Raw genomic sequence first — 23,935 nt, forward strand, 5'->3', positions numbered from 1 at the left:
CCTGTACCGTCAAACGGCCATCAGGTCCGCTTCCTTGACCTCCAGGGCCTTGTCGACATCAGCGATGAACTTGTCGGTGATCTTCTGCAGCTCGTCAGCAGCACGACGCTCTTCGTCTTCGCTGATCTCCTTGGCCTTGGCCAGCTTCTTCAGCTCGGCCAGGGCGTCGCGGCGCACGTTGCGCACGGCGACCTTGGCATCTTCGGCCACGCCACGCGCCTGCTTGGTGTAGCCCTTGCGGGTTTCCTCGGTCAGCGCGGGCATCGGCACGCGGATGGTGGTGCCGGCGCTGCTCGGGTTCAGGCCCAGATCGGAGGTCATGATGGCCTTCTCGATGGCAGCGCTGAGGTTCTTGTCGTGAGCGACGATCTTCAGAGTACGAGCATCTTCAACGGTGATCGCAGCGACCTGATTCAGCGGCATGTCGCTACCCCAGGCCGGCACCTTGACGCTGTCGAGAATGCTCGGGTGAGCGCGGCCGGTACGGATGGAAGCCAGGTTACGATCCAGCGCTTCCAGGGATTTGCCCATACGCTCCTGAGCGTCTTTCTTGATGTCGTTGATCATTGTGCATCCTCCTCGATCAGGGTTCCTTCGGCGCCGCCCACCACTACATTGAGCAGAGCGCCCGGCTTGTTCATGTTGAAGACCCGCAGCGGCATGTTGTGATCGCGGCACAGGCAGATGGCCGTCAGATCCATCACGCCCAGCTTGCGATCGAGCACCTCGTCATAGGTCAGCCGCTCGAACTTCTCGGCATGCGGGTCCTTGAACGGGTCGGCAGTGTACACGCCATCGACCTTGGTCGCCTTCAGAACCACGTCGGCATCGATCTCGATGGCGCGCAGGCAGGCAGCCGAATCGGTAGTAAAGAACGGATTGCCGGTACCGGCAGCGAAGATCACCACCTCGCCGGTATTCAGGTGACGCATGGCCTTGCGGCGGTCGTAATGATCGGTCACGCCGACCATGGAGATCGCCGACATGACGATGGCGGGGATATTCGAACGCTCCAGCGCGTCGCGCATGGCCAGGGCGTTCATCACCGTGGCCAGCATGCCCATGTGGTCACCGGTGACTCGGTCCATGCCGGCCGCCGAAAGGGCCGCACCGCGGAACAGGTTGCCGCCGCCGATGACCAGGCCGACCTGCACACCGATGCCGACCAGCTGGCCGACTTCCAGGGCCATGCGATCGAGCACCTTGGGATCGATGCCGAAATCTTCCGAGCCCATCAGGGCCTCGCCGCTGAGTTTGAGCAGAATGCGTTTGTAGCGAGGTTGGCGACCACTCGTCTGCTGAGCCATTGCAAGTCTCTCCTGCGGCGATATGAATGCTTTTGCGATGCCAGGCATCGCGATTATCCGGCACTTCGATCGTGCCAACGACCGCTGCGATCGCGGCCGCTACTGCTTTTGCACCCCTTAGTCGGCAAAGAGGCTGCACGCGCAAGCGGGCAGCCTCTCGGGGACAACTGGCCGAACTGCCGATTACTGCTTGCTGGCAGCAACCTGAGCAGCGACTTCGGCAGCGAAGTCGGTCTCGGCCTTCTCGATGCCTTCGCCCACTTCGTAACGTACGAAGGAAACGACTTCGGCACCGGCTTTCTTGACCAGGTCACCGACCTTGACTTCCGGATCCATGATGAAGGCTTGCTCGACCAGGCTGGCTTCGGCCAGGAACTTGGCGATACGGCCTCTGACCATGTTCTCGACGATGTTTTCCGGCTTGCCGGCGATCTTCTCGGCGTTCAGCTGCAGGAAGATTTCCTTTTCCTTGGCAACCAGCTCTTCGGAAACCTGGTCCGGCGATACCACGGCCGGGTTGCTTGCGGCGACGTGCATGGCAACGTGCTTGGCCAGCTCGTCGTTGCCGCCCTTCAGGACGACCAGAACACCGATGCGGTGGCCGTGCAGGTAGGCACCGACGGTTTCGCCGGAAACGGCGGTCAGACGACGGATGTTGACGTTCTCGCCGCACTTGGCAACCAGGGCCTCACGAGCCGACTCACGGGAAGCGATCAGCGGAGCAGCTTCGGTCAGGTTCTTCTCGAAGGCTTCGTCGATGCTTTCCTTGACGAACGCCTTGAAGTCGTCCTGCAGGGCCAGGAAGTCGGTCTGCGAGTTGACTTCGATGATCACGCCGCGGCCGCCTTCGACACGAACGGCGATGGAGCCTTCGGCGGCGATGTTGCCGGCCTTCTTGGCAGCCTTGATGGCACCGGAAGCGCGCATGTCATCAATGGCTTTCTCGATGTCGCCACCGGCGGCAACCAGGGCCTTCTTGCATTCCATCATGCCTTGGCCGGTACGCTCGCGCAGTTCTTTAACCAGGGCTGCAGTAATCTCTGCCATCTTGAAAATCCTCTCGGTAGGTCTTCAACCATTCACCCGCCAGGCGGGCGATCAAATCTGTGAGTGGCAAAAAGGGGGCCTAGCCCCCTTCTTGCACAGCGCATAACGCTAAATGCTTGGCGTTACCGCTTAGCCTTCGGCGCTCTCGGCAGCCGGAGCTTCTTCGACGAACTCTTCAGTCGCGCCGCCAGCGTTGCTGCGACCACGGATCACGGCGTCGGCCATGGCACCCATGTACAGCTGGATGGCGCGGATGGCGTCGTCGTTACCCGGGATGATGTAGTCAACACCTTCCGGGCTGCTGTTGGTATCGACAACGCCGATGACCGGAATGCCCAGCTTGTTGGCTTCGGTGATGGCGATGCGCTCGTGGTCGACGTCGATCACGAACAGCGCGTCCGGCAGACCGCCCATGTCCTTGATGCCGCCCAGGCTGCGATCCAGTTTTTCCAGATCACGGGAGCGCATCAGGGCTTCTTTCTTGGTCAGCTTGGCAAAGGTGCCGTCCTGGGACTGGGTTTCCAGCTCGCGCAGGCGCTTGATCGAAGCACGGATGGTCTTGTAGTTGGTCAGCATGCCGCCCAGCCAGCGGTGATCGACGAACGGCGAGCCGCAACGAGCAGCTTCTTCGCGAACGATCTTGCCAGCGGAACGCTTGGTGCCGACGAACAGGATCTTGTTCTTGCCAGCAGCCAGCTTCTCAACGAACGACAGGGCGTCGTTGAACATAGGCAGGGTTTTTTCGAGGTTGATGATGTGAATCTTGTTGCGCGCGCCGAAAATGTACTTGCCCATTTTCGGGTTCCAGTAACGGGTCTGGTGGCCGAAGTGCACACCGGCCTTCAGCATATCGCGCATGTTGACTTGGGACATGATAGTTCCTTGATAAGTCGGGTTAGGCCTCCACGTATCCCAGCTTCCAACCCTTACGGGCACCCAGGAAACCGTGTCGATACGTGTGTGGGTTTAAGGCTTTCGGGCATGCTGCCCGTAAAGCGGCGCGTTTTATACCACACAAAGCAGCCGCAAGCTACAAGCCTCGCACTGCAAGCACAGACAAAGCTTCTCTGCCAAAGCACGCGACGCTGCGCGCACTTCCCGACGCCAGGGGCTTGCAGCTGCCTTTTGGGGCTTGCGGCTCGTAGCTGCTAAGATACTCCCCTTTTCCGTTCGCGCCCGAGAGCTTCATATGTCCGTCACCATCAAATCCCCCGAAGAAATCGAGAAAATGCGCGTCGCCGGTCGCCTGGCCGCCGAAGTGCTGGAGATGATCGGCGAGCACGTCAAGCCTGGCGTCACTACCGACGAGCTGGACCGCATCTGTCACGACTACATCGTCAACGTACAGAAAGCCATTCCCGCGCCGCTCAACTACAAGGGCTTCCCCAAGTCGATCTGCACCTCGATCAACCATGTGGTGTGTCATGGCATCCCCAACGACAAGCCGCTGAAAGAGGGCGACGTGCTGAACATCGACGTCACCGTGATCAAGGATGGCTACCACGGCGACACCAGCAAGATGTTCATGGTCGGCAAGGTGGCGGAGTGGGCCGAGCGTCTGGCCAGGATCACCCAGGAGTGCATGTATAAAGGTATCGAGCTGGTCAAACCGGGCACGCGCCTGGGCGATATCGGCGAAGTGATCCAGAAGCACGCCGAGAAGAACGGTTTTTCCGTGGTGCGCGAATACTGCGGCCACGGCATCGGCGCCGTGTTCCATGAAGAGCCGCAGGTGCTGCACTACGGCAAGGCCGGTACCGGCATGGAACTCAAGGAAGGCATGACCTTCACCATCGAGCCGATGATCAACCAGGGACGCCCGGAAACCCGTCTGCTCGGCGATGGCTGGACCGCCATTACCAAGGACCGCAAGCTGTCGGCGCAGTGGGAGCACACCGTGCTGGTCACCGCCAACGGCTACGAGATCCTGACCCTGCGCAGCGACGATACCCTGCCGCGCACCTCGGCCTGACCGCGATCCGTAGGGTGCGCCGTGCGCACCATTGAAGCTTGTGGTGCGCATGGCGCACCCTACGAACCTTTAAGAGGAAGGCGCCTGCATGCCGCAGATGGACCCCGAACTGTTTGACCGCGGTCAGTTCCAGGCCGAGCTGGCGCTCAAGTCCAGCCCCATCGCCGCCTTCAAGAAGGCCATCCGCCATGCCCGCGAGGTGCTCGATGCGCGCTTCAAGGGCGGCCGCGACATCCGCCGTCTGGTGGAGGACCGCGCCTGGTTCGTCGACCAGATCCTGCAGGAAGCCTGGAAACGCTTCGCCTGGAGCGAGGACGCCGATATCGCCCTGCTCGCCGTCGGCGGTTATGGCCGCGGCGAACTGCACCCCTACTCGGATATCGATCTGCTGATCCTGCTCGACAGCAGCGATCATGAAATCTTCCGCGAGCCCATCGAAGGCTTTCTCACCCTGCTCTGGGACATCGGCCTGGAAGTGGGCCAGAGCGTGCGTTCGGTCGACGAATGCGCCGAAGAAGCACGCGCCGACCTGACGGTGATCACCAACCTGATGGAAAGCCGCACCATCGCCGGCCCGGAACATCTGCGCCAGCGCATGCAGCAGGTGACCAGCAGCGAACAGATGTGGCCGAGCAAGCACTTCTATCTGGCCAAGCGCGAGGAGCGCAAGGCGCGCCACGCCAAGTACAACGACACCGAGTACAACCTCGAGCCCAACGTCAAAGGCTCACCCGGCGGGCTGCGCGACATCCAGACCGTGCTCTGGGTCGCTCGCCGCCAGTTCGGCACCCTCAACCTGCAGGCCCTGGTGGGCCAGGGCTTTCTGCTGGAAAGCGAATACGCCCTGCTCTCCTCCAGCCAGGAGTTCCTGTGGAAGGTGCGCTACGCCCTGCACATGCTCGCTGGGCGCGCCGAAGACCGCCTGCTGTTCGACTACCAGGCCCGGATCGCCGCCCTGTTCGGCTATCAGGACGGCGACGGCAAGCGCAGCATCGAGCACTTCATGCAGAAGTACTACCGCGTGGTCATGGGCATTTCCGAGCTGTCGGACCTGATCAACCAGCACTTCGAGGAAGTCATCCTGCGCGCCGGCGAAAGCGGCCCGGCCACACCGCTGAACAGCCGCTTCCAGGTGCGCGACGGCTATATCGAGGTGACCCACCCGAACGTCTTCAAGCGCACCCCCTTCGCCATCCTCGAAGTCTTCGTGCTGATGGCGCAGAACCCCGAGATCAAGGGCGTACGCGCCGACAGCATTCGCCTGCTGCGCGACAGCCGCCACCTGATCGACGACGACTTCCGCAAGGACATCCGCAACACCAGCCTGTTCATCGAGCTGTTCAAGTGCAAGGAAGGCATCCACCGCAACCTGCGCCGCATGAACCGCTACGGCATCCTCGGCCGCTACCTGCCGGAGTTCGGCCATATCGTCGGGCAGATGCAGCACGACCTGTTCCACATCTATACGGTCGATGCGCACACCCTCAACCTGATCAAGCACCTGCGCAAGTTCCGCTGGCCGGAGCTGGCGGAGAAGTTCCCGCTGGCCAGCAAGCTCATCGACCGACTGCCCAAGCCCGAGCTGATCTACCTTGCCGGGCTCTACCACGACATCGGCAAGGGCCGCGGCGGCGACCACTCCGAGCTGGGCGCGGTGGACGCCGAAGCCTTCGCCCGCCGGCATCAGCTGCCGGCCTGGGACAGCGCCCTGATCGTCTGGCTGGTGCAGCACCACCTGGTGATGTCCACCACCGCGCAGCGCAAGGACCTGTCCGACCCGCAGGTGATCCACGACTTCGCCCAGTTCGTCGGCGACCAGACCCACCTGGACTACCTCTACGTGCTGACCGTGGCCGACATCAACGCCACCAACCCGAGCCTGTGGAACTCCTGGCGCGCCAGCCTGCTGCGCCAGCTCTACACCGAGACCAAGCGTGCGCTGCGCCGCGGCCTGGAAAACCCGCTGGATCGCGAAGAACAGATTCGCCAGACGCAGAGTGCGGCGCTGGACATCCTGGTGCGCGGTGGCACCGACCCGGACGACGCCGAACAGCTGTGGAGCCAGCTCGGCGACGACTACTTCCTGCGCCATACCGCCAACGACGTGGCCTGGCATACCGAGGCCATTCTCCAGCACCCGGCCGACAGCGGCCCGCTGGTGCTGATCAAGGAAACCACCCAGCGCGAGTTCGAGGGCGGTACGCAGATCTTCATCTACGCCCCGGACCAGCACGATTTCTTCGCCGTGACCGTGGCCGCGATGAGCCAGCTCAACCTGAACATTCACGATGCGCGCATCATCACCTCCACCAGCCAGTTCACCCTCGATACCTACGTGGTGCTGGACGCCGACGGCGGCTCGATCGGCGACAACCCCGCGCGCATCAAGCAGATTCGCGAAGGCCTGATCGAAGCGCTGAAGAACCCGGACGAGTACCCCACCATCATCCAGCGTCGGGTGCCGCGCCAGCTCAAGCACTTCGCCTTCGCCCCGCAGGTGACCATCCACAACGATGCGCAGCGCCCGGTGACCATTCTCGAGCTGACCGCACCGGACCGCCCCGGCCTGCTGGCACGCATCGGGCGGATCTTCCTCGAATACGACCTGTCGCTGCAGAACGCCAAGATCGCCACCCTGGGCGAACGGGTCGAAGACGTGTTCTTCGTCACCGATGCCAACAACCAGCCGCTGTCCGATCCCGAACTCTGTGCACGCCTGCAGGAAACCATCGTCCGCCGCCTGTCCGAGCCCAGCGCTCAGCCGCAGAGCCTGCAGATCGACATATGATTGAGCCGCCCCGCCTTCCGATGTACGCGAGATAACGATGAACCCAGCCCTCGACCAGCTCCAGCCCTACCCCTTCGAGAAACTGCGCGAACTGCTCGGCAGCGTGCAGCCGGCCGCCGACAAGCGTCCCATCGCCCTGTCCATTGGCGAGCCCAAGCACCGCTCGCCCGACTTCGTCGGCCAGGCGCTGACCGCCAACCTCGACAAGCTCGCCGTGTACCCGACCACCCTGGGCCTGCCCGAGCTGCGCCAGAGCATCGCCGCCTGGTGCGAACGCCGCTTCGGCGTGCCAACTGGCTGGCTGGATGCCGCGCGCCACGTGCTGCCGGTCAACGGCACCCGCGAGGCCCTGTTCGCCTTCACCCAGGCCGTGGTCGACCGCAATGACAAGGGCCTGGTGGTCAGCCCCAATCCCTTCTATCAGATCTACGAAGGTGCGGCGTTCCTCGCCGGCGCCGAGCCGCACTACCTGCCGTGCCTGGAAGCCCATGGCTTCAACCCGGACTTCGACGCGGTGCCGAGCGAAGTCTGGCAGCGCTGCCAGATTCTCTTCCTGTGCTCGCCGGGCAACCCCACCGGCGCGCTGATCCCGGTGGAGACGCTGAAGAAACTGATCGCCCTGGCCGACAAGCACGACTTCATCATCGCCGCCGACGAATGCTACAGCGAGCTGTACTTCGATGAGGATGCGCCACCGCCCGGCCTGCTCAGCGCCTGCGCCGAACTGGGCCGCAGCGACTTTGCGCGCTGCGTGGTGTTCCACAGCCTGTCCAAGCGCTCCAACCTGCCGGGCCTGCGCTCGGGCTTCGTCGCCGGCGACGCCGCGATTCTCAAGGCCTTCTTGCTGTATCGCACCTACCACGGCTGCGCCATGCCGGTGCAGACCCAGCTGGCCAGCGTCGCCGCCTGGAACGACGAGGATCACGTGCGCGCCAACCGCGACCTGTACCGCGAGAAGTTCGACGCCGTGCTGGATATCCTCGCGCCCGTGATGGACGTGCAGCGCCCGGACGGCGGCTTCTACCTGTGGGCGCGCACCCCGGGCGACGACACCCTGTTCACCCGCGAACTGTTCGCCGCCGAGCACGTCACCGTGGTGCCGGGCTCCTACCTGTCACGCGAGGTGAATGGCATCAACCCGGGCGCCGGCCGCGTGCGCATGGCGCTGGTCGCGCCGCTGGCCGAGTGCATCGAGGCCGCCGAGCGCATTCGCCGCTTCATCGAAAACGCCTGACTGCCAAGCCGCGGCCGAACGTTCGGCCGCGGCCCTCATTTGACGTGGGTCGCGCGCAGCTGGTGGAAGACCGCGCGCCCGCCTTCGCTGGGCGGGCCCTGGTTATCCAGGGTGTAGACGCCTGCCTTGAAGTAGAAACGCTTGCTGGCCCAGGCTGGGTCGATCTTGTCCGTGTAGGTCAGACCGTCTATCGACACCTTCAGGTCCCCCTTGCGAGAGATGTCGATCGCATAGTTGAAGCGGGTGTTGAGCGGCATGCTGCGGTAGGTCATCACCACCGGACTCTTGATGTCGCCGGGTTTTCTGCGCAGCTCCAGGTTCACATAGCCGACACCCTGCACGAGTTGGTACTGCAGCTTGATATAGGGCGTGGGATTGTCCTTGGAATGCACCTGACCGATCACTATCTTGCCGCTGGAGGGAACCTGAGTGACTGCCAGGGACGCCGCCAGGCGGTGATTGCCCTCTTTGTACAACCAGTTGCGCTGCTTGCCATCGGCAAAGGTCTCGCGCAGCTCGCTGCGCGGATAGGGGCTGTTGGAGGTGCTGGTACCGGTCACCGGCGCCCAGAACAACAGGGTGGTTCCGGAACGGTAGAAGTACGGGCTGCGGTAGTCGGCTTTCACCAGGCGGGTTTCGATGGTACGGGCAGGCACTTGCTCAGGAATGGTCAGATTCCAGGTATTCAGATCGATCATGATGATGACCACTGCGGGCGGCTTGCGCACCTTGCATCCAGGTAAAACGTGCAAGCCAACGGAGTACGCTCCACCAACCCGGTGAAGCGAATGTGACTATCAGGCGTAACGGTAAGGGCGCACATTTCTTGACTGCCCTGCGACGAACGGCGACGAGGACAACTGCCAGGTGGGAATCCGTCGTCCGGCACAATGTCATGGCATAATTGCCGCTCTCTGCGACCAACCACCGATGAACCGGAGCATCACGTGAGCGCGATCCACCTCTACGGCATCAAGGCCTGCGACACCATGAAGAAAGCCCGCACCTGGCTGGACGAGCACGGCATCGCCTACGACTTCCACGACTACAAGACCGCCGGCATCGACCGCGCGAGCCTGCAGAAATGGTGCGACGAGCACGGCTGGGAGACCATTCTCAACCGCGCCGGCACCACCTTCCGCAAGCTCACCGACGAGCAGAAGGCCGGCCTCGATCAGGCCAAGGCCATCGAGCTGATGCTGGCCCAGCCCTCGATGATCAAGCGCCCGGTGCTCGATCTCGGCGATCGCACCCTGGTCGGCTTCAAACCGGATAACTACCAAGCCGCATTGGCCTGATTCTTTACCCTCGATTTCGTTGCAAGGAACCCACCTATGAGCACCTCCCTCTTCAGCATCGCCTTCGGCGTCGGCACCCAGAACCGCCAGGGCAACTGGCTGGAAGTCTTCTATGCCCTGCCCCTGCTCAATCCGGCAGCGGAGCTGAGCGACAAGGCCGCCGCCATTCTCGGTTACCAGGGCGGCAACCAGGCCATCGCCTTCACCAGCGCCCAGGCCGGCGAACTGGCCGATGCCCTCAAGGGCGTCGACGCTGCCCAGGCTGCCCTGCTCACCCGCCTGGCCGAGAGCCACAATCCGCTGGTGGCAACCTTCCTGGCCGAAGACAGCGCGCTGACCACCACTCCGGAGGCCTACCTCAAGCTGCACCTGCTGTCGCATCGCCTGGTCAAGCCGCACGGCCTGAACCTGACCGGCATCTTCCCGCTGCTACCCAACGTCGCCTGGACCAGCCAGGGCGCGGTCGACCTGACCGAGCTGGCCGAGCGTCAGCTGGAGGCACGTCTGAAGGGCGAACTGCTGGAAGTGTTCTCGGTGGACAAATTCCCCAAGATGACCGACTACGTGGTGCCGGCCGGCGTGCGCATCGCCGACAGCGCGCGCATCCGTCTGGGCGCCTATATCGGTGAAGGCACCACCGTGATGCACGAAGGCTTCGTCAACTTCAACGCCGGCACGGCAGGCCCGGGCATGATCGAAGGCCGCGTCTCCGCGGGCGTGTTCGTCGGCAAGGGCTCGGACCTGGGCGGCGGCTGCTCGACCATGGGCACCCTGTCCGGCGGCGGCAACATCGTCATCTCGGTCGGCGAAGGCTGCCTGATCGGCGCCAACGCCGGCATCGGCATCCCCCTGGGCGACCGCAACACCGTGGAATCGGGCCTGTACGTCACCGCCGGCACCAAGGTGGCCCTGCTCGACGACCAGAACCAACTGGTGAAAGTGGTCAAGGCGCGCGAACTGGCCGGTCAGCCGGACCTGCTGTTCCGCCGCAACTCGCAGACCGGCGCGGTGGAGTGCAAAACCCACAAGTCGGCCATCGAGCTGAACGAAGCCCTGCACGCCCACAACTGATCCAGTAGGGTGCGCCGTGTGCGCCACCCGTCCATGTGCGACCCGGTGCGCACGGCGCACCCTACGGATAGGCTCCTATGTCACTGACTTCCCCCTGGCGCGCCGACTTCCCCGGCATCCTCGCCCTCGCAGGCGAGGGCCAGACCTACCTGGACAGCGCCGCCACCGCCCAGAAACCGCAGGCGGTGCTCGATGCCCTGCTCGGCTATCTGGCCGGCGGCGCGGCCAACGTGCATCGCGCCCAGCACCTGCCGGGCGAACGCGCCACCCGCGCCTTCGAGGCGACGCGGGACAAGGCGGCGGCCTGGCTGAATGCCGCCAGCCGCGATGAGATTCTCTTCACCCGCGGCTCGACCGAAGCCCTGAACCTGCTGGCCTACGGCCTGGAGCATCTGCTGCAGCCCGGCGACGAGATCGTCGTCAGCGCCCTGGAGCACCATGCCAATCTGCTGCCCTGGCAGCAGCTGGCCCAGCGTCGCGGCTTGCAGCTCGTGGTGCTGCCGCTGGACGATACGGGCAGCATCGACCTGAGCCAGGCCGCCCAGCTGATCGGTCCGCGCGCCCGCCTGCTGGCGGTGTCGCAGCTGTCCAACGTGCTCGGCCGCTGGCTGCCGCTGGCCGAGCTGCTGGCACTGGCCCGCGCGCAAGGCGCCATCAGCGTGGTCGACGGCGCCCAGGGTGCGGTGCATGGCCGCCACGACATGCAGGCGCTGGGCTGTGACTTCTACGTCTGCTCGGCGCACAAGCTTTACGGCCCGGACGGCGTCGGCCTGCTCTATGGCCGTGGCGCGGCGCTGACGCAGCTGCGTCACTGGCAGTTCGGCGGCGAGATGGTGCTGGACGCCGACTACCAGAGCGCGCGCTTTCGCCCCGCTCCGCTGGGTTTCGAGGCGGGCACCCCACCGGTCTCGGCGGTGATCGCCCTGGGCGCGGCGCTGGACTGGCTGAACGGCCTCGATCAGGCCGCCGTGGCGCGGCATGAAGCCGCACTGCATGCCGAACTGCTGGCCGGCCTGGCGGCGCGCGACGGCGTGCGCCTGCTCGGCGCGCCGCAGCTGGCACTGGCCAGTTTCTGCGTCGACGGCGTGCACAACGCCGACCTGGCCCATCTGCTGAGCGAACAGGGCATCGCCGTGCGTGCCGGTCATCACTGCGCCATGCCGCTGATGAAGGGCCTCGGCCTGTCCGGCGCGATCCGCGTGTCGCTCGGCCTGTACAACGACGGCGACGACCTGCAGCGCTTCTTCGCGGCGCTGGACAAGGCCCTAGAGCTGCTGCAATGACGGATAACCTGCCCGGCACCGCTCAGCAAGCGCTGGAGGCCTTCAATGCCTGCCCCGGCTGGGAGCAGCGCGCACGCCTGCTGATGCAGTGGGGCGAGCGCCTGCAACCGCTGACCGACGCCGAGCGCATCGACGAACACCGCGTGCACGGCTGCGAAAGCCTGGTCTGGCTGGTGGCAGAGAAACAGGATGGCATCTGGCATTTCCGCGCCGGCAGCGAAGCCCGCCTGCTACGCGGCCTGCTGGCCGTGCTGCTGGCCAGAGTCGATGGGCTCGGCAGCGATGAGCTGGCCAGGCTCGATCTGGTCGGCTGGTTCGAGCAGTTGGGCCTGCAACGCCAGCTCTCGCCGTCACGCAGCAATGGGCTCAATGCGGTGCTGCAGCGCATGCGAGAGCTGGCTGCGTCCTGAACCATTGCCGATGGGAGCCGCTGAGGCCCCTAAGGAGAGCACGAACCTGCTCCCCCGAGAGTCTGGCCGCTAGTCGCTCTTGCCCCGCTCGCGCAGCGTCAGCCCACGCAGGAAGTTGCGCAGGATCTGGTCGCCGCATTCGCGGTAATGCTTGTGCCCGGGCGCGCGAAACAGGGCGCCGAGTTCGGCCTTGGTCATCGGCAGGTCAACCGATTGCAGGATGGTCTGGATATCGTCGTCGCGCAGCTCGAACGCCACGCGCAGCTTCTTCAGGATGAGGTTGTTGCTCAGGCGCTTTTCCACCGGCAGGCGCGGACGGCTGTCGTCCTTGCCGCGCTTGTGGAACACCAGCCCCTCGAGCACATGGGCCAGCAGCACGTCGCTGCATGACCGGTAACCGGCGTCTTCCTCGCGCAACAGGCAGGCCGAAATCAGGCCTGGCTCCGGCACATAGTCCGCCAAGCGGCAGAACTCCTCCAACTTGCCATCGCTGACATCGAGCAGGTAGCGCAGGCTGCGCAGCACATCGTTATTGAGCACGGTCGCGACTCGGTAAATGAGGGACCCGGATGATAGCGGAAAAGACGCTCACTCCCGCGCTGCCTGGCTCGGCGCGCCGGGCAGCCAATCGTCGGCGTTGCCGGAGTTGAGCGCCTGCTGCAGGCTCTGCAGATCGCCTCGCCCGGCGAAACGGCGCAGGCCGGCATTGAACTGATGCAGCAGCTCGGCTGCTGCGGGGTCGTCCTTGCGAAACAGCAGGCGCAACGGTTCCTTGTTCAAAAAGCGCGGGTGATGGGTGATATGGCTGCCGCCATCGGGGAACAGACGACGCAGCATGGCATAGCCCACCGCCCGGTCCTGCGGGTGCAGGTCGATGCGCCCGAGCTCCAGCAGGCGGAAGCTGGTCTCCTCCTTGCCGCTGAGCTCCACCTGCAGGCTTCCGGCCTGCAATGCCTCGTCGAATGCGGGGCCGTAGGAATAGCCGAGCGTGGTGCCGATGCGGTAGCGCAGCAGGTCCTCGACATGCTGCCAGTCGAAAGCCTTGTCGCGACGGTGGAACAACACCACCTCACCGCGCACCAGCGGGTCGCTGCAGACACCGTAGTTGAGCCGACTGGGGCTGCAGCTGTAGGGCATGATGGCGTGCAGTTGGCCCTGCTGCAGCATCAGCACATTGCGATCCCAGGGATGGAAGAAGTACTCGACGCGGTAGCCGGACTCGGCGAATACCGCGCTGATCAGGCGTGCCAGGGCGCCGCCGTCGCTGCGCCCCTGATCGACATAAGGTGCCCAGTCGCCGGTGCCGATGCGCAGTGTCTTAGGCTCGGCCTGCGTCGGCAGCATGACCGCCAGCAAGGCCGGCAGCAGGAGGGAAGCGAGCATCCGTGCCCAGCGCCTTTGAACACGGGCGCGCAAATTCAGATACGACACGAGTCACCTCTATACAGACTGCAGTACGAGCATCCGTGCCGCCATTCCAACCTCTCCCGCCCCAAGCATAGCCAAGCGGCCGCAGCCGGGCCTGCTCAACCGGCGGGCTTGCGCTCGCTGGGGCGCCGCGCGCCGGCCACCAGCTTGTCCACCAGTTTGGCCGCCGCGGCCATACCGAAACTGGCGGTCACCATCATCACCGCGCCGAAACCACCGGCGCAGTCCAGCTTCACCCCTTCACCGACGAAGCCCTTGGCCTGGCACACCGTGCCGTCGGGCTTGGGGTAGCGCAGCTGTTCGGTGGAGAACACGCAGGGCACGCTGTAGGTGCGCCCCGGCGTGCGCGAGAAGCCGTAGTCGCGGCGCAGGGTGCTGCGCACCTTGGCCGCCAGCGGATCGTTGAACGTCTTGTTGAGGTCGGTGACCTGTATCTGCGTGGGGTCGACCTGGCCACCGGCGCCGCCGGTGGTGACGATCTGGATCTTGCGCCGCTTGCACCAGGCGATCAGCGCGGCCTTGGCCGGGACGCTGTCGATGCAGTCGATCACCCCGTCGAGCTGTTCGGTGATGTATTCGGCCATGGTCTCGCGGGTGACGAAATCGGCCACCGCATGCACCACGCAGGCCGGGTTGATGGCGCGGATGCGCGCGGCCATCTCGTCCACCTTGGCCTTGCCCACCGCACCTTCCACCGCGTGCACCTGGCGATTGGTGTTGGTGATGCACACGTCGTCCAGATCGAACAGCGATATCTCGCCCACACCGCTGCGCGCCAGGGCTTCGGCAGCCCAGGAACCGACACCGCCGATGCCGACCACCGCCACATGCGCCGCGGCCAGGCGTTGATAGCCCTCCTGGCCGTAAAGCCGGGCTATGCCGCCGAATCGCTGATCGTCTGTGTTCATCTCACCCCCTGCAGGAAGGCGCGCATTATAGGGACAGCCTCCGCCCCACCCAAGCCCGCCGGGCAGGTCAACCGTCGGCCGCGCTGGCCAGAGCTATAGTGAGCGCAGCAGTGAGGCGTCGACCATGCGCAATTTCAGCGTCTACAACCCTACCCGCCTGCATTTCGGTTCAGGCCAGCTCAGCCGCCTGAGCGAGGAAATCCCACCGGGCAGCCGCGTATTCGCCCTGCACGGCGGCGCCGGCATCCTGCAGAGCGGCCTGTGGGATGAAGTGCAACGCAGCCTGCCGGACGTCAGCCTCAGCCGCTTCGGCGCGGTGGAGGCCAACCCGCAGTACGACACCCTGCTGCGCGCGGTCAGCCAGGCCAGCAAGGAGCGCTGCGATTTCATCCTCAGCATCGGTGGCGATGCGCTGATTCATGCCGGCAAATTCCTCGCCGCCGCTCTCTGTCACCCCGGCGACCCGTTGCAGTTACTGTGTGGCGCGCCGATACGGGCAGCCCTGCCGCTGGGCTGCGTGCTCAGCCTGCCTCTGGGCAGCGCCCTGGGCAACACGCAGGGCCTGGTCAGCCACGCCGAGCGCCAGCAGAAACTGCCCTTCGCCAGCCCCCTGCTGCATCCGCGCTTCGCCATCCTCGACACCCGTCCCCATCTCGACTGGCCGGCCCGCCAGCTCGCCCAGGCCACGGTCGAGGCCTTCGATCATGCCCTCAGTCATTACCTGCCCGCGAAGCCCGCCGATCCCCTGCAGGCGCGCTACGCCGAAAGCCTGCTGCTGACCCTGATCGAAACCGGCCCGGCGGCCCAGGCCAACCCCGATGCCGAGGACGCCCGAGCCTCGCTGCTGTGGTGCGTGCTGCAGACGCGGCAAGGTCCGCTCGGCTACGGCATGCCGCGCGACCGCAGCGCTCGCCTGATCGGTCAGCAGCTCGGCGCCCTGTATCACCTGACGGCGGCGCAGAGCCTGGCGCTGATCCTGCCGGCGCTGCTCGGCGAATATCGGGAGATCAGGCGCGACCGGCTGCTGCAATACGCCGAGCGCGTGTGGCAACTGCGCGATGGCACCGCCGCGCAGCGCATGGACGACGCCATTGCCGCCACCGCAGAACTGTTCGGCCGACTCGGCCTGGCAACCCGCCTGAGTGAACACGGGCTGGATGCCGAAGTGGTGCCGGAGGTGCTGGCACAACTGCAACGCCACGGCCTGGTCGGGGCCGGCGACCAGAGCGAACTGGATCTGGACCTGTGCGAGCGGGTCCTGCTGCGCGCCTTATGACCTGATCGGTAACGACTTTTGCTTTAAGATGGCCAGCCTTCACGCCAGCCGCCGTACCGGAGCCGCAATGACCGCAACCCTCACCCCGACCCTGGAGCTTGCCTTCGACCTGATCCGCCGCCCGTCCGTCACCCCGGTCGACGAAGGCTGTCAGGAACTGATGATGCGCCGCCTGGCCGCCTGCGGCTTCGAGGTGGAGCGCATGCGCATCGAAGAGGTGGAGAACTTCTGGGCCAAACGCGGTGGCGACGGCCCGGTGCTGTGCTTCGCCGGCCACACCGACGTGGTGCCCACCGGCCCGCTGGACGCCTGGCAGTACCAGCCGTTCGACGTACGTGTCGATGAAGAGGGCATGCTCTGCGGCCGTGGCGCGGCGGACATGAAAGGCAGCCTGGCGAGCATGATCGTCGCCGTCGAGCGCTTCGTCGCCGACCACCCGAACCACAGGGGCGCCATCAGTTTCCTGATCACCAGCGACGAGGAAGGCCCGGCCCAGCACGGCACCAAGGCCGTGGTCGAGCGCCTGCGCGAACGCAGCGAGCGCCTGGACTGGTGCATCGTCGGCGAACCGTCGAGCACCACCCTGCTCGGTGATGTGGTGAAGAACGGCCGCCGCGGCTCCCTCGGCTGCACCCTCACCGTGTACGGCAAGCAGGGCCACGTGGCCTACCCGCACCTGGCGAAGAACCCGATTCACCTGGCTGCCCCGGCACTGGCCGAACTGGCCGCCGAGCACTGGGACCATGGCAACGACTACTTCCCGCCGACCAGCTTCCAGGTGTCCAACCTCAACTCCGGCACCGGCGCCACCAACGTCATCCCCGGCGAACTGAAGGCGGTGTTCAACTTCCGCTTCTCCACCGAATCCACCGTCGAGGGCCTGCAGCAGCGCGTCACCGCCATCCTCGACAAGCACGGCCTGGATTACCACCTGGAGTGGGCGCTGTCCGGCCTGCCCTTCCTCACCCAGCCGGGCGAGCTGCTCGACGCCGTGGCCGCCAGCATCAAGAACGTCACCGGTCGCGACACCACGCCGTCTACCAGCGGCGGCACCTCAGACGGTCGCTTCATCGCCACCCTGGGCACCCAGGTGGTCGAGCTCGGCCCGGTCAACGCCACCATCCACCAGATCAACGAGCGCGTACTGGCCAGCGATCTCGATCTGCTCACCGAGGTTTACTACCGAACCCTAGTGAAACTGCTGGCATGAGCCTGATCTGCCCCATCTGCCAGACGTCGCTGGAGCCGAGTGACAGCGGCCTGATCTGCAGCAACCGGCACAGCTTCGACCGCGCGCGCCAGGGGTACTACAACCTGCTGCCGGTGCAGCACAAGAACAGCCGCGACCCCGGCGACAACGCCGCCATGGTCGAGGCGCGCCGACGCTTTCTCGAAGGCGGTCACTACGCGCCGCTGGCCGCGCGCCTGGCGGCACTGGCAGCCGAGTACGAGCCGGCGCGCTGGCTGGATATCGGCTGTGGCGAGGGCTACTACACCGAGCAGATCGCCCGCGCCCTGCCCAACGCCGACGGCTACGCCCTGGATATCTCCCGCGAGGCGGTCAAACGCGCCTGCAAGCGCGCGCCGCAGCTGAGCTGGCTGGTGGCGAGCATGGCCCGTGTGCCGCTCGCAGACGCCAGCTGCGAATTGCTGGCCAGCGTGTTCAGCCCGCTCGACTGGAACGAGGCCCAGCGCCTGCTCGCCCCCGGCGGCGGCCTGCTGCGCATGGGCCCGACCCGCGTGCACCTGATGGAGCTGCGGCAGAAGCTGTATGACGAAGTGCGCGACTACGACGACGAGAAGCACCTGGCGCTGATCCCGCCGGGCATGCACCTGGCGCATAGCGAGACCCTGCAGTTTCCGCTGCAGCTGATCGACGCCCAGGCCCGCGCCGACCTGCTGGCCATGACCCCGCACGGCTGGCGCGCCAGCGCCGAACGCCGCGAAGCGGTGATTGCCGCCCCCTTCGAAGTCACCGTCGCCATCCGCTACGATTGGATCGTCAAAACTCAGGAACGAATCTAATGCGCCAACCCGATATCGAGATCTACCTGAAAGACGCCGAACGCGACGCCGTGGCGCAGTGGCTGGGTGAGGCACTCGGCCCGTGCAGCGACTGGCAGCAGAAAGGCCAGACCTTCAAGTGCAAGGCCGGCAACGTGCCGGTGACCTGGCTGCCGAAAGCCGTGGGCAAATGGCACAGCCTGTACCTGGAAAGCGACGCCACGCCCTGGGCCGACGACCTGGCCTGCGCCCGCGCCGCCCATGCCGCGCTCGGCGTGCAGATCCGCTGTGCGCCCGGCACCTGGGTGGAGGATGAAAGCGACGAGGAAGCCGACCGCTGGATCAAGGTCGATGCCGATGGCGAAACCGAGATCGTCTGGCGTACCGAATAAAAGTGGCCGCCTTGAATCGAGAGCACGTAGCCCGGATGCAATCCGAGGCCTGACCGAGGCATTTCCCCGCATCTGGCTACAGAACCGCGACGGCGAAACCGAGATCGTCGTAGGGTGCGCCGTGCGCACCGCGCCATCCCCCGCCCTGAAAAGTACAGCGTGCAGAAACGACAAGGCCCGTCATCGACGGGCCTTGTGGCATTACGAGCTTGGCGTTCAGAGCGCCGATACGTCTTCCGCCTGCAGGCCTTTCTGGCCCTGGGTCACACCGAACTCGACCTTCTGACCTTCGATCAGGGTGCGGTGGCCTTCGCCGCGGATGGCACGGTAGTGAACGAATACGTCCGGGCCGCTTTCGCGCTGGATGAACCCGTAACCCTTGGAATCATTGAACCATTTGACGGTTCCAGTCTCACGATCTGCCATTACCAACTTCTCCAAACTCGCTATGTTTTTATTGTCCAGCAGGGGCTTTGACGGCTCGGTAAAAACGTTCTTCATCGTTCGCCAACCCCGGCAAATGGAACATGGAGCAGGTCAAGCGAATGGCGTTCTTGCAGCAACCGCTCGGCCGAGTATAAAGCATGAAATGTGACTGAAAAGCACTTTTTAGAAGCGAACTTCGCCCAAGCAGCGCAGTACTTCCAGAGGTTTTTTCGGCCCGCCATCCCTGGCGGCAACGGCCTTCAAAACGCGCCTAACCTTCTGTCACCACGTCATCCTCAGTTCTTGGCCAGCAGATCGCGCAACTTCTTCGCCAGCCTTTGCACCTGATCGGCCTCCAGACGATAGGCCCAGTCGCTGCGTGCACTGATCTCGCCGGCCTTGAATCCCTCATGCTCGGTCTGGACCAGCCAGTACTGCTCGCCCTGTTTGTACAACAGGCCCTCGAGCCTCTGGCCATCGAAACCGCCGAGGCTGAATGTCAGCATCGGTGCCTGCTTGAACCCCACCTGCGCCAGTGGCGCTGCATCGGCGAAACGGAGATTGGAGAACAGCGTGACCATGCCGTTGGCCACTCCCTCGAAGCTGAGCTTCTGATCCTTGCGCAGTTGCTCGACCGTGAAGTTGTACTGCTCGGCATCGGTCTTGCTCAGCGTCAGCGTCTCGCCGTCGGCGTAACGCAGCTCCAGGCGTTTGACGCTGGCGAAGGGGATGTCGCTGACCCGGCGATCCAGCCACTGCAGTTCATGGGTGGGCAGCTCGAACACCTGATCGATCTGCCAGACCTGGTCTTCACCGGCGCGCCGCACCAGTTGCCCACTGCCCTGCTGCGATGGATTGCCCAGGCGCAGGTTCAACTCCGGGTGGCCGTCGAAGTACAGGCGCAAACGCAGCGCCTGCTCGTCCTCCTGCCCTTGCTCGGCCAGGCCCAGCCGCCCATGCCACTGGGCATTGGCGGTCTTGGCCTCCACCGTGCGCGCCTCACGCAACGCGCGCAGCAGCCTGGCCAGAGGCTCCGGCGCGGCCGGGTAATTCGCCTTGGCCGGCACCACCCAGCTCTCGTCGCGGCGCTCGATGCGCACCGGCGGCTGGCCGGGTTGCTCCACTTCCACGGCCTGCAGGCTGCCCAGGTAGTCCTGTTCGGCGGCCAGCCAGGGCGCACGCTCGATCTGCGCGGTGCTCTGCTGCTGGTCGCGCTGCACAGCGAGATAACCCAGCACGCAGAGCAGCACGATGACGATCAATGCAATCAGACCTTTACGTCCCATGATCTTTTCACCCTTGGATAGGAGGAAGCCACGCAGGGGCGCCGTGCGCACCGAAGCTTCCTGAGTGGTGCGCACGGCACACCCTACGGGCCTCTGGAAAACCAGACATAGGGGGAGGCACTTCAGCGGCAACGGTCGCGGCTGAAGCCCCTCCCACAGGTGAACATCAAGCGTGACGGCGGCGCCGCCACAGCCACAGCGCCAACACGCCGAGAGTCAGCAACGCCGGCACCAGGGCGATGTTGATGATCTTCAGCGTGCGCCCCAGCGCCTCGATATCGGCGTTGAGCTGATAGCGCACGTCGCGCAGCTCCTTGCGAATCTCCAGCTTCTGCTGGATGAAACGCTGCAGCGCGCCCTGCTGCTCCGGCGTCAGCTCCAGCGCCTGGCTGGGGTCGTCGCTGCGCTGCAGCGCGGCCAGTTGCTGCTCGGTCTCGGCCAGACGCGCCTGCAGAGCCTGCTCCTTGTCACGGAAGCGCTGTTCGGCGGCGCGCTGCAACTCCTCGACCACCACGAACGGGCGGCTGAAGCGACCACGCGAGCGCACGCTGATCAACGCCTCGGAGCCGGCCAGGTTGTCCAGCGCGTTGATCGCGAAGCTGCCGTTATCCGCCCAGGGTTGCGGGATGCGCTGGCCAAAGAACTCCTGCACCTGCACCCACATGCGATCACTGAGGATGTCGGTATCGGCCACGGCGATCACATTGATGTTGTCGGCCTGCTTGAGGCCGTCCTTGCGGCCTTCGATGCCATCGGGAAAGGCGCTCTGCGCCGGACCGTCGATACGTGCGGCGATGGTGTAGCGCTCGCCGGTCGGCTCCAGTTCACGGATCAGCTCCTCCGGGTTGCTGAGCATGGCGAAGCGCTGGGCGTCGAAGGGCATGGCGTATTCCGAGCTCTGCATCAGCGGGGTGAAACGCGTCTTCGCCCCCTCCAGCGGCTCGAGAATGCCGGAGGTGGCGACCGTGACGCTCTCCAGCCCGGCCGTGGCGATGTCATCCTGATCCAGCGCCTTGCGCGGCAGGCTCAGCCAGGCGGCGTGGCGCACCGGACGCTGGCCCTGGCCACGGTTGACCGACATGGCGTAGGAACCATCGCCGAGCACCTTGTCCGGCACCAGGCGCAGGCCCCAGGCCTTGAACAGCGGCTCGATGTCGGACGCCCGGTCCACCGCCATCTCACCCGGCATATCGCCGGTATCGGCCTCGGCATAGGGGTCGACGAACACCATCAGCTTGCCGCCGCGCAGCACGAACTGGTCGATGGCGTACAGGGTCTGCTCGGGCAGGTTCTTCGGATGCACCAGCCACAGCACCGAGACGTTCTCGGGGATCAGGTCGACGTCGGCCTTGAGCTGCTCGATCTGGAACAACTGGCGCACCTGCTCCAGCACCATCCACGGCGGAGTCGGCTGCCGCGCCATCATGTCGAAGCCGCCGGTCATCTGCAGCCCGGAGAGCACGCCAACCACCGGCAGTTCCGGCTTGGCCAGGGTCTGCACCAGGCGGCTCAGCTCGTATTCAAGATGTTCTTCCTGATCCAGAGCGAAGAACGGGATCACCTGGGTGTCATCCAGGCCGTTGGTGCCGGCCAGGCCGAAGTAGATCGAGTCACCGCCCTGCTGCAGCGGGATGCCCTGCAGGCCGAATTCGGCAGCCTTGTCCTCGTCCTCGGAGAACGGCTCGGGGTCGATGACGTGCAGGCGGATCTTGCCGCCGGCCTGACGCTGGTAGGCCTTGAGCATCTCCTCCACACGCTGCGCGTAGGTACGCAGCGCCGGCAGGTCCTTGGCCACCTTGTCCGAGTAGAAGAAGTACAGGTTGATTGGCTCGTCCAGCTCACCGAGGATCTGCTTGGTGCCGTCCGAGATGGTGTAGAGCTTCTGCTCGGTCAGGTCCAGGCGCGCACCGCCCAGGCCGAGGCCGGCCAGCAGGTTGAAGGCGAGAAAGGCCACCGCGATCAGCAGCAGCCCGGCGCCGGAATAGATCAGCTTTTTCATGGGCGCTCCTCAGTCGGCTTTCTTCAGGTCGATGACCACGGCGGTGGCGGTCAGCCAGGCGGCGATCAGCGAGAGGAAATACAGCAGGTCGCGCAGATCGATCACGCCCTTGCTGATAGCGTCGAAGCGCACCAGGAAGCTCAGCGAGGCGATGGCGTCCACCAGCCACTGCGGCGCCCAGGCGAAGGCGTCGAGCACCATGGGAAAGCCGCTGACGATAAACAGGAAGCAGGCGCTGACCGCCAGGATGAAGGCGATCACCTGGTTCTTGCTCAGCGCCGACATGCACGAGCCAATGGCCAGATACGCGCCGGCCAGCAGCCAGCTGCCGATGTAGCCGGTAACGATGGCGCCGTTGTCCGGCTCGCCCAGGTAGTTGACCGTGATGATCATCGGGAAGGTCAGCAGCAGCGCGATGCCGGCGAACACCCAGGCCGCCAGGAACTTGCCGGTGACCGCCTCGAAGCGGGTGATCGGCAGGGTCATCAGCAGCTCGATGGAGCCGGACTTGCGCTCCTCCGCCCACAGTCGCATGGCAATCGCCGGCACCAGGAACAGATAGAGCCAGGGGTGGAAGTTGAAGAACGCAGAAAGATTGGCCTGGCCGCCCTCGAAGAAGCCGCCCAGGTAGAAGGTGAACACCCCGGACAGCACCAGGAAGATGACGATGAACACATAGGCCAGCGGCGTGGCGAAGTAGCTCGCCAGCTCGCGCTTGAAGATCACGGGCAACTGGGTCATGGCTGCTCTCCCCGGGTCAGCGTGCGGAACACTTCATCCAAGCGGCCGCGTTCCACGTTGAGTTCCTTGACCCTCCAGCCGCGTTCGGCAATCAGCGTATTGACCTGCGGGAAGATCACCTCGCCCGGCTGCGCCAGCACGCTCAGGCTGTGCTCGCGGGCGTTCTCCTCGACACCAGCGACTCCTGGCAGCGCCGCAAGAGCAGCCTGATCCAGCGCCTCCTCGGCCACCAGCGTCACCGCCTGGTGGTAGCGCGAGCGGCTTTCCAACTCCAGCGGCGTGCCATCGGCCAGCAATCGGCCCTGAGCGATCACCACCGCGCGGGTGCACAGCGCCGTGACCTCTTCGAGGATGTGGGTGGAAATGATCACGATCTTGTCGCGCGCCAGGCCCTGAATGAGCTGGCGCACCTGGTGCTTCTGGTTCGGGTCGAGGCCATCGGTGGGCTCGTCGAGGATCAGCACGCGCGGATCATGCAGGATCGCCTGGGCCAGGCCGACGCGGCGCTTGAAGCCCTTGGAGAGCGTCTCGATGCTCTGCTCCAGCACCTTATCCAGCTCCACCTGCTCCACTGCATGCTGTACGCGCTGCTTCTTCTCGGCACCGTGAAAACCGCGCACCTCGGCGATAAAGTCGAGAAAGCCGCGCACCGTCATATCGCCATAGCAAGGCGCGCCTTCCGGCAGATAACCGATCTGCCGCTGGGCTTCGAGGGTCTGGGTCTGGATATCGCAACCGAGGATGCTCGCCGTGCCGGAGGTCGGCGCGAGAAAGCCGGTGAGCATCTTCATGGTGGTGGATTTGCCGGCCCCGTTGGGGCCGAGAAAGCCCAGCACTTCCCCGGGCTGGACCTGGAACGACAGGTCATCGACTGCCGTGTGCTGCGCAAAACGCTTGGTCAGGTTTCTTATATCGATCATGGCCTCTCACCGTCGCGAATGGCCTGCGCTCAGCGAAACCATCGCGAGAGCGCAGGCCGCAAGAACGCCGGGCACGAACAAAAGCACGCGCCCGGACGAGGGCCAGACCGTATCAAAACTGAAAAGTTCAGTCAGCAGGCCGAAA

At 64.9% G+C, this 23,935-nt stretch carries 24 protein-coding genes; 11 read left to right on the forward strand and 13 right to left on the reverse strand.

What is annotated here, in order from left to right:
- Positions 1-9: 9 nt before the first annotated feature.
- The 4 genes from frr to rpsB form a co-directional block, all read right to left on the reverse strand.
- Positions 10-567, reverse strand: coding sequence for a ribosome recycling factor (gene frr / locus N7333_RS01620; RefSeq protein ID WP_003244203.1), 558 nt, complete (start codon positions 565-567; stop codon positions 10-12).
- Positions 564-1,307 carry a UMP kinase gene (pyrH, locus tag N7333_RS01625; protein WP_279858208.1) on the reverse strand — a complete coding sequence of 248 codons (744 nt, stop codon included), beginning with the start codon at positions 1,305-1,307 and terminating at the stop codon, positions 564-566. Before pyrH ends, frr begins: the two co-directional genes overlap by 4 nt.
- Positions 1,308-1,490: 183 nt before the next feature.
- Positions 1,491-2,354 carry a translation elongation factor Ts gene (gene tsf / locus N7333_RS01630; protein WP_279858209.1) on the reverse strand — a complete coding sequence of 288 codons (864 nt, stop codon included), beginning with the start codon at positions 2,352-2,354 and terminating at the stop codon, positions 1,491-1,493.
- A 129-nt stretch (positions 2,355-2,483) separates the two neighbouring features.
- Entirely contained in the window at positions 2,484-3,227 is a 744-nt protein-coding gene (gene rpsB / locus N7333_RS01635) for a 30S ribosomal protein S2 (protein ID WP_003244198.1), read from the reverse strand.
- A gap of 316 nt (positions 3,228-3,543) precedes the next feature.
- Between rpsB and map the strand changes: the two genes are divergently transcribed.
- From map to dapC, 3 genes are all read left to right on the forward strand, one after another.
- Complete coding sequence (gene map / locus N7333_RS01640) at positions 3,544-4,326, forward strand: type I methionyl aminopeptidase (protein ID WP_003244196.1); 783 nt, start codon at positions 3,544-3,546, stop codon at positions 4,324-4,326.
- Between the two features lie 88 nt (positions 4,327-4,414).
- Entirely contained in the window at positions 4,415-7,114 is a 2,700-nt protein-coding gene (locus N7333_RS01645; protein ID WP_003244188.1) for a [protein-PII] uridylyltransferase, read from the forward strand.
- 37 nt (positions 7,115-7,151) lie between these two features.
- Positions 7,152-8,348, forward strand: coding sequence for a succinyldiaminopimelate transaminase (gene dapC, locus N7333_RS01650; protein WP_129484120.1), 1,197 nt, complete (start codon positions 7,152-7,154; stop codon positions 8,346-8,348).
- Positions 8,349-8,383: 35 nt separating this feature from the next.
- On the opposite strand, the gene N7333_RS01655 is transcribed toward dapC, so the two are convergent.
- Positions 8,384-9,076, reverse strand: a complete 693-nt coding sequence (locus N7333_RS01655) for a polysaccharide lyase family 7 protein (RefSeq protein ID WP_279858212.1) — start codon at positions 9,074-9,076, stop codon at positions 8,384-8,386.
- 162 nt (positions 9,077-9,238) lie between these two features.
- On the opposite strand from N7333_RS01655, the gene N7333_RS01660 reads away from it, so the two are divergent.
- The 4 genes from N7333_RS01660 to N7333_RS01675 all read left to right on the forward strand — a co-directional run bounded on the left by N7333_RS01660 (position 9,239) and on the right by N7333_RS01675 (position 12,410).
- Positions 9,239-9,646, forward strand: a complete 408-nt coding sequence (locus tag N7333_RS01660; RefSeq protein WP_129484119.1) for an ArsC family reductase — start codon at positions 9,239-9,241, stop codon at positions 9,644-9,646.
- A 36-nt stretch (positions 9,647-9,682) separates the two neighbouring features.
- A complete protein-coding gene (dapD, locus tag N7333_RS01665) occupies positions 9,683-10,717 on the forward strand; it encodes a 2,3,4,5-tetrahydropyridine-2,6-dicarboxylate N-succinyltransferase (RefSeq protein WP_129484118.1) in 1,035 nt (344 codons plus the stop codon).
- 77 nt (positions 10,718-10,794) lie between these two features.
- Positions 10,795-12,000, forward strand: a complete 1,206-nt coding sequence (locus N7333_RS01670; RefSeq protein ID WP_279858213.1) for a cysteine desulfurase — start codon at positions 10,795-10,797, stop codon at positions 11,998-12,000.
- Positions 11,997-12,410 carry a SufE family protein gene (locus N7333_RS01675; protein ID WP_279858214.1) on the forward strand — a complete coding sequence of 138 codons (414 nt, stop codon included), beginning with the start codon at positions 11,997-11,999 and terminating at the stop codon, positions 12,408-12,410. The genes N7333_RS01670 and N7333_RS01675 overlap by 4 nt, the downstream gene beginning before the upstream one ends.
- 69 nt (positions 12,411-12,479) lie before the next feature.
- Here the strand turns inward: N7333_RS01675 and N7333_RS01680 are convergent, their stop codons facing one another.
- The 3 genes from N7333_RS01680 to tcdA all read right to left on the reverse strand — a co-directional run bounded on the left by N7333_RS01680 (position 12,480) and on the right by tcdA (position 14,746).
- Positions 12,480-12,950 (reverse strand): DUF1456 family protein, encoded by a 471-nt coding sequence (locus N7333_RS01680; RefSeq protein ID WP_279858215.1) that lies wholly within the window; start codon positions 12,948-12,950, stop codon positions 12,480-12,482.
- 48 nt (positions 12,951-12,998) lie between these two features.
- Positions 12,999-13,793, reverse strand: a complete 795-nt coding sequence (locus tag N7333_RS01685; protein ID WP_279858217.1) for a transporter substrate-binding domain-containing protein — start codon at positions 13,791-13,793, stop codon at positions 12,999-13,001.
- Between the two features lie 143 nt (positions 13,794-13,936).
- Complete coding sequence (gene tcdA / locus N7333_RS01690) at positions 13,937-14,746, reverse strand: tRNA cyclic N6-threonylcarbamoyladenosine(37) synthase TcdA (protein WP_003244169.1); 810 nt, start codon at positions 14,744-14,746, stop codon at positions 13,937-13,939.
- 124 nt (positions 14,747-14,870) lie between these two features.
- Between tcdA and N7333_RS01695 the strand changes: the two genes are divergently transcribed.
- From N7333_RS01695 to N7333_RS01710, 4 genes are all read left to right on the forward strand, one after another.
- On the forward strand, positions 14,871-16,022 hold the full coding sequence (locus N7333_RS01695; RefSeq protein WP_279858218.1) for an iron-containing alcohol dehydrogenase: 1,152 nt from the start codon (positions 14,871-14,873) through the stop codon (positions 16,020-16,022).
- Positions 16,023-16,089: 67 nt separating this feature from the next.
- Complete coding sequence (gene dapE / locus N7333_RS01700; protein ID WP_279858219.1) at positions 16,090-17,232, forward strand: succinyl-diaminopimelate desuccinylase; 1,143 nt, start codon at positions 16,090-16,092, stop codon at positions 17,230-17,232.
- Positions 17,229-18,047, forward strand: a complete 819-nt coding sequence (locus N7333_RS01705) for a putative RNA methyltransferase (RefSeq protein WP_279858221.1) — start codon at positions 17,229-17,231, stop codon at positions 18,045-18,047. The genes dapE and N7333_RS01705 overlap by 4 nt, the downstream gene beginning before the upstream one ends.
- Positions 18,047-18,418 (forward strand): hypothetical protein, encoded by a 372-nt coding sequence (locus tag N7333_RS01710; protein ID WP_012019196.1) that lies wholly within the window; start codon positions 18,047-18,049, stop codon positions 18,416-18,418. The genes N7333_RS01705 and N7333_RS01710 overlap by 1 nt, the downstream gene beginning before the upstream one ends.
- A gap of 216 nt (positions 18,419-18,634) precedes the next feature.
- Here N7333_RS01710 and N7333_RS01715 read toward each other — a convergent pair whose 3' ends face one another.
- The 5 genes from N7333_RS01715 to N7333_RS01735 form a co-directional block, all read right to left on the reverse strand.
- Entirely contained in the window at positions 18,635-18,844 is a 210-nt protein-coding gene (locus N7333_RS01715; protein WP_003244161.1) for a cold-shock protein, read from the reverse strand.
- Between the two features lie 296 nt (positions 18,845-19,140).
- On the reverse strand, positions 19,141-20,130 hold the full coding sequence (locus N7333_RS01720) for a DUF4340 domain-containing protein (RefSeq protein WP_279858222.1): 990 nt from the start codon (positions 20,128-20,130) through the stop codon (positions 19,141-19,143).
- Positions 20,131-20,296: 166 nt separating this feature from the next.
- Complete coding sequence (locus N7333_RS01725; protein ID WP_279858223.1) at positions 20,297-22,129, reverse strand: Gldg family protein; 1,833 nt, start codon at positions 22,127-22,129, stop codon at positions 20,297-20,299.
- Between the two features lie 9 nt (positions 22,130-22,138).
- Entirely contained in the window at positions 22,139-22,870 is a 732-nt protein-coding gene (locus N7333_RS01730) for an ABC transporter permease subunit (protein WP_003244158.1), read from the reverse strand.
- Positions 22,867-23,790 carry an ABC transporter ATP-binding protein gene (locus N7333_RS01735; protein WP_279858224.1) on the reverse strand — a complete coding sequence of 308 codons (924 nt, stop codon included), beginning with the start codon at positions 23,788-23,790 and terminating at the stop codon, positions 22,867-22,869. The genes N7333_RS01730 and N7333_RS01735 overlap by 4 nt, the downstream gene beginning before the upstream one ends.
- Positions 23,791-23,935 lie beyond the last annotated feature (145 nt).

The organism is Pseudomonas sp. GD04158, from assembly GCF_029834875.1.
Lineage (GTDB): Bacteria > Pseudomonadota > Gammaproteobacteria > Pseudomonadales > Pseudomonadaceae > Aquipseudomonas > Aquipseudomonas hydrolytica.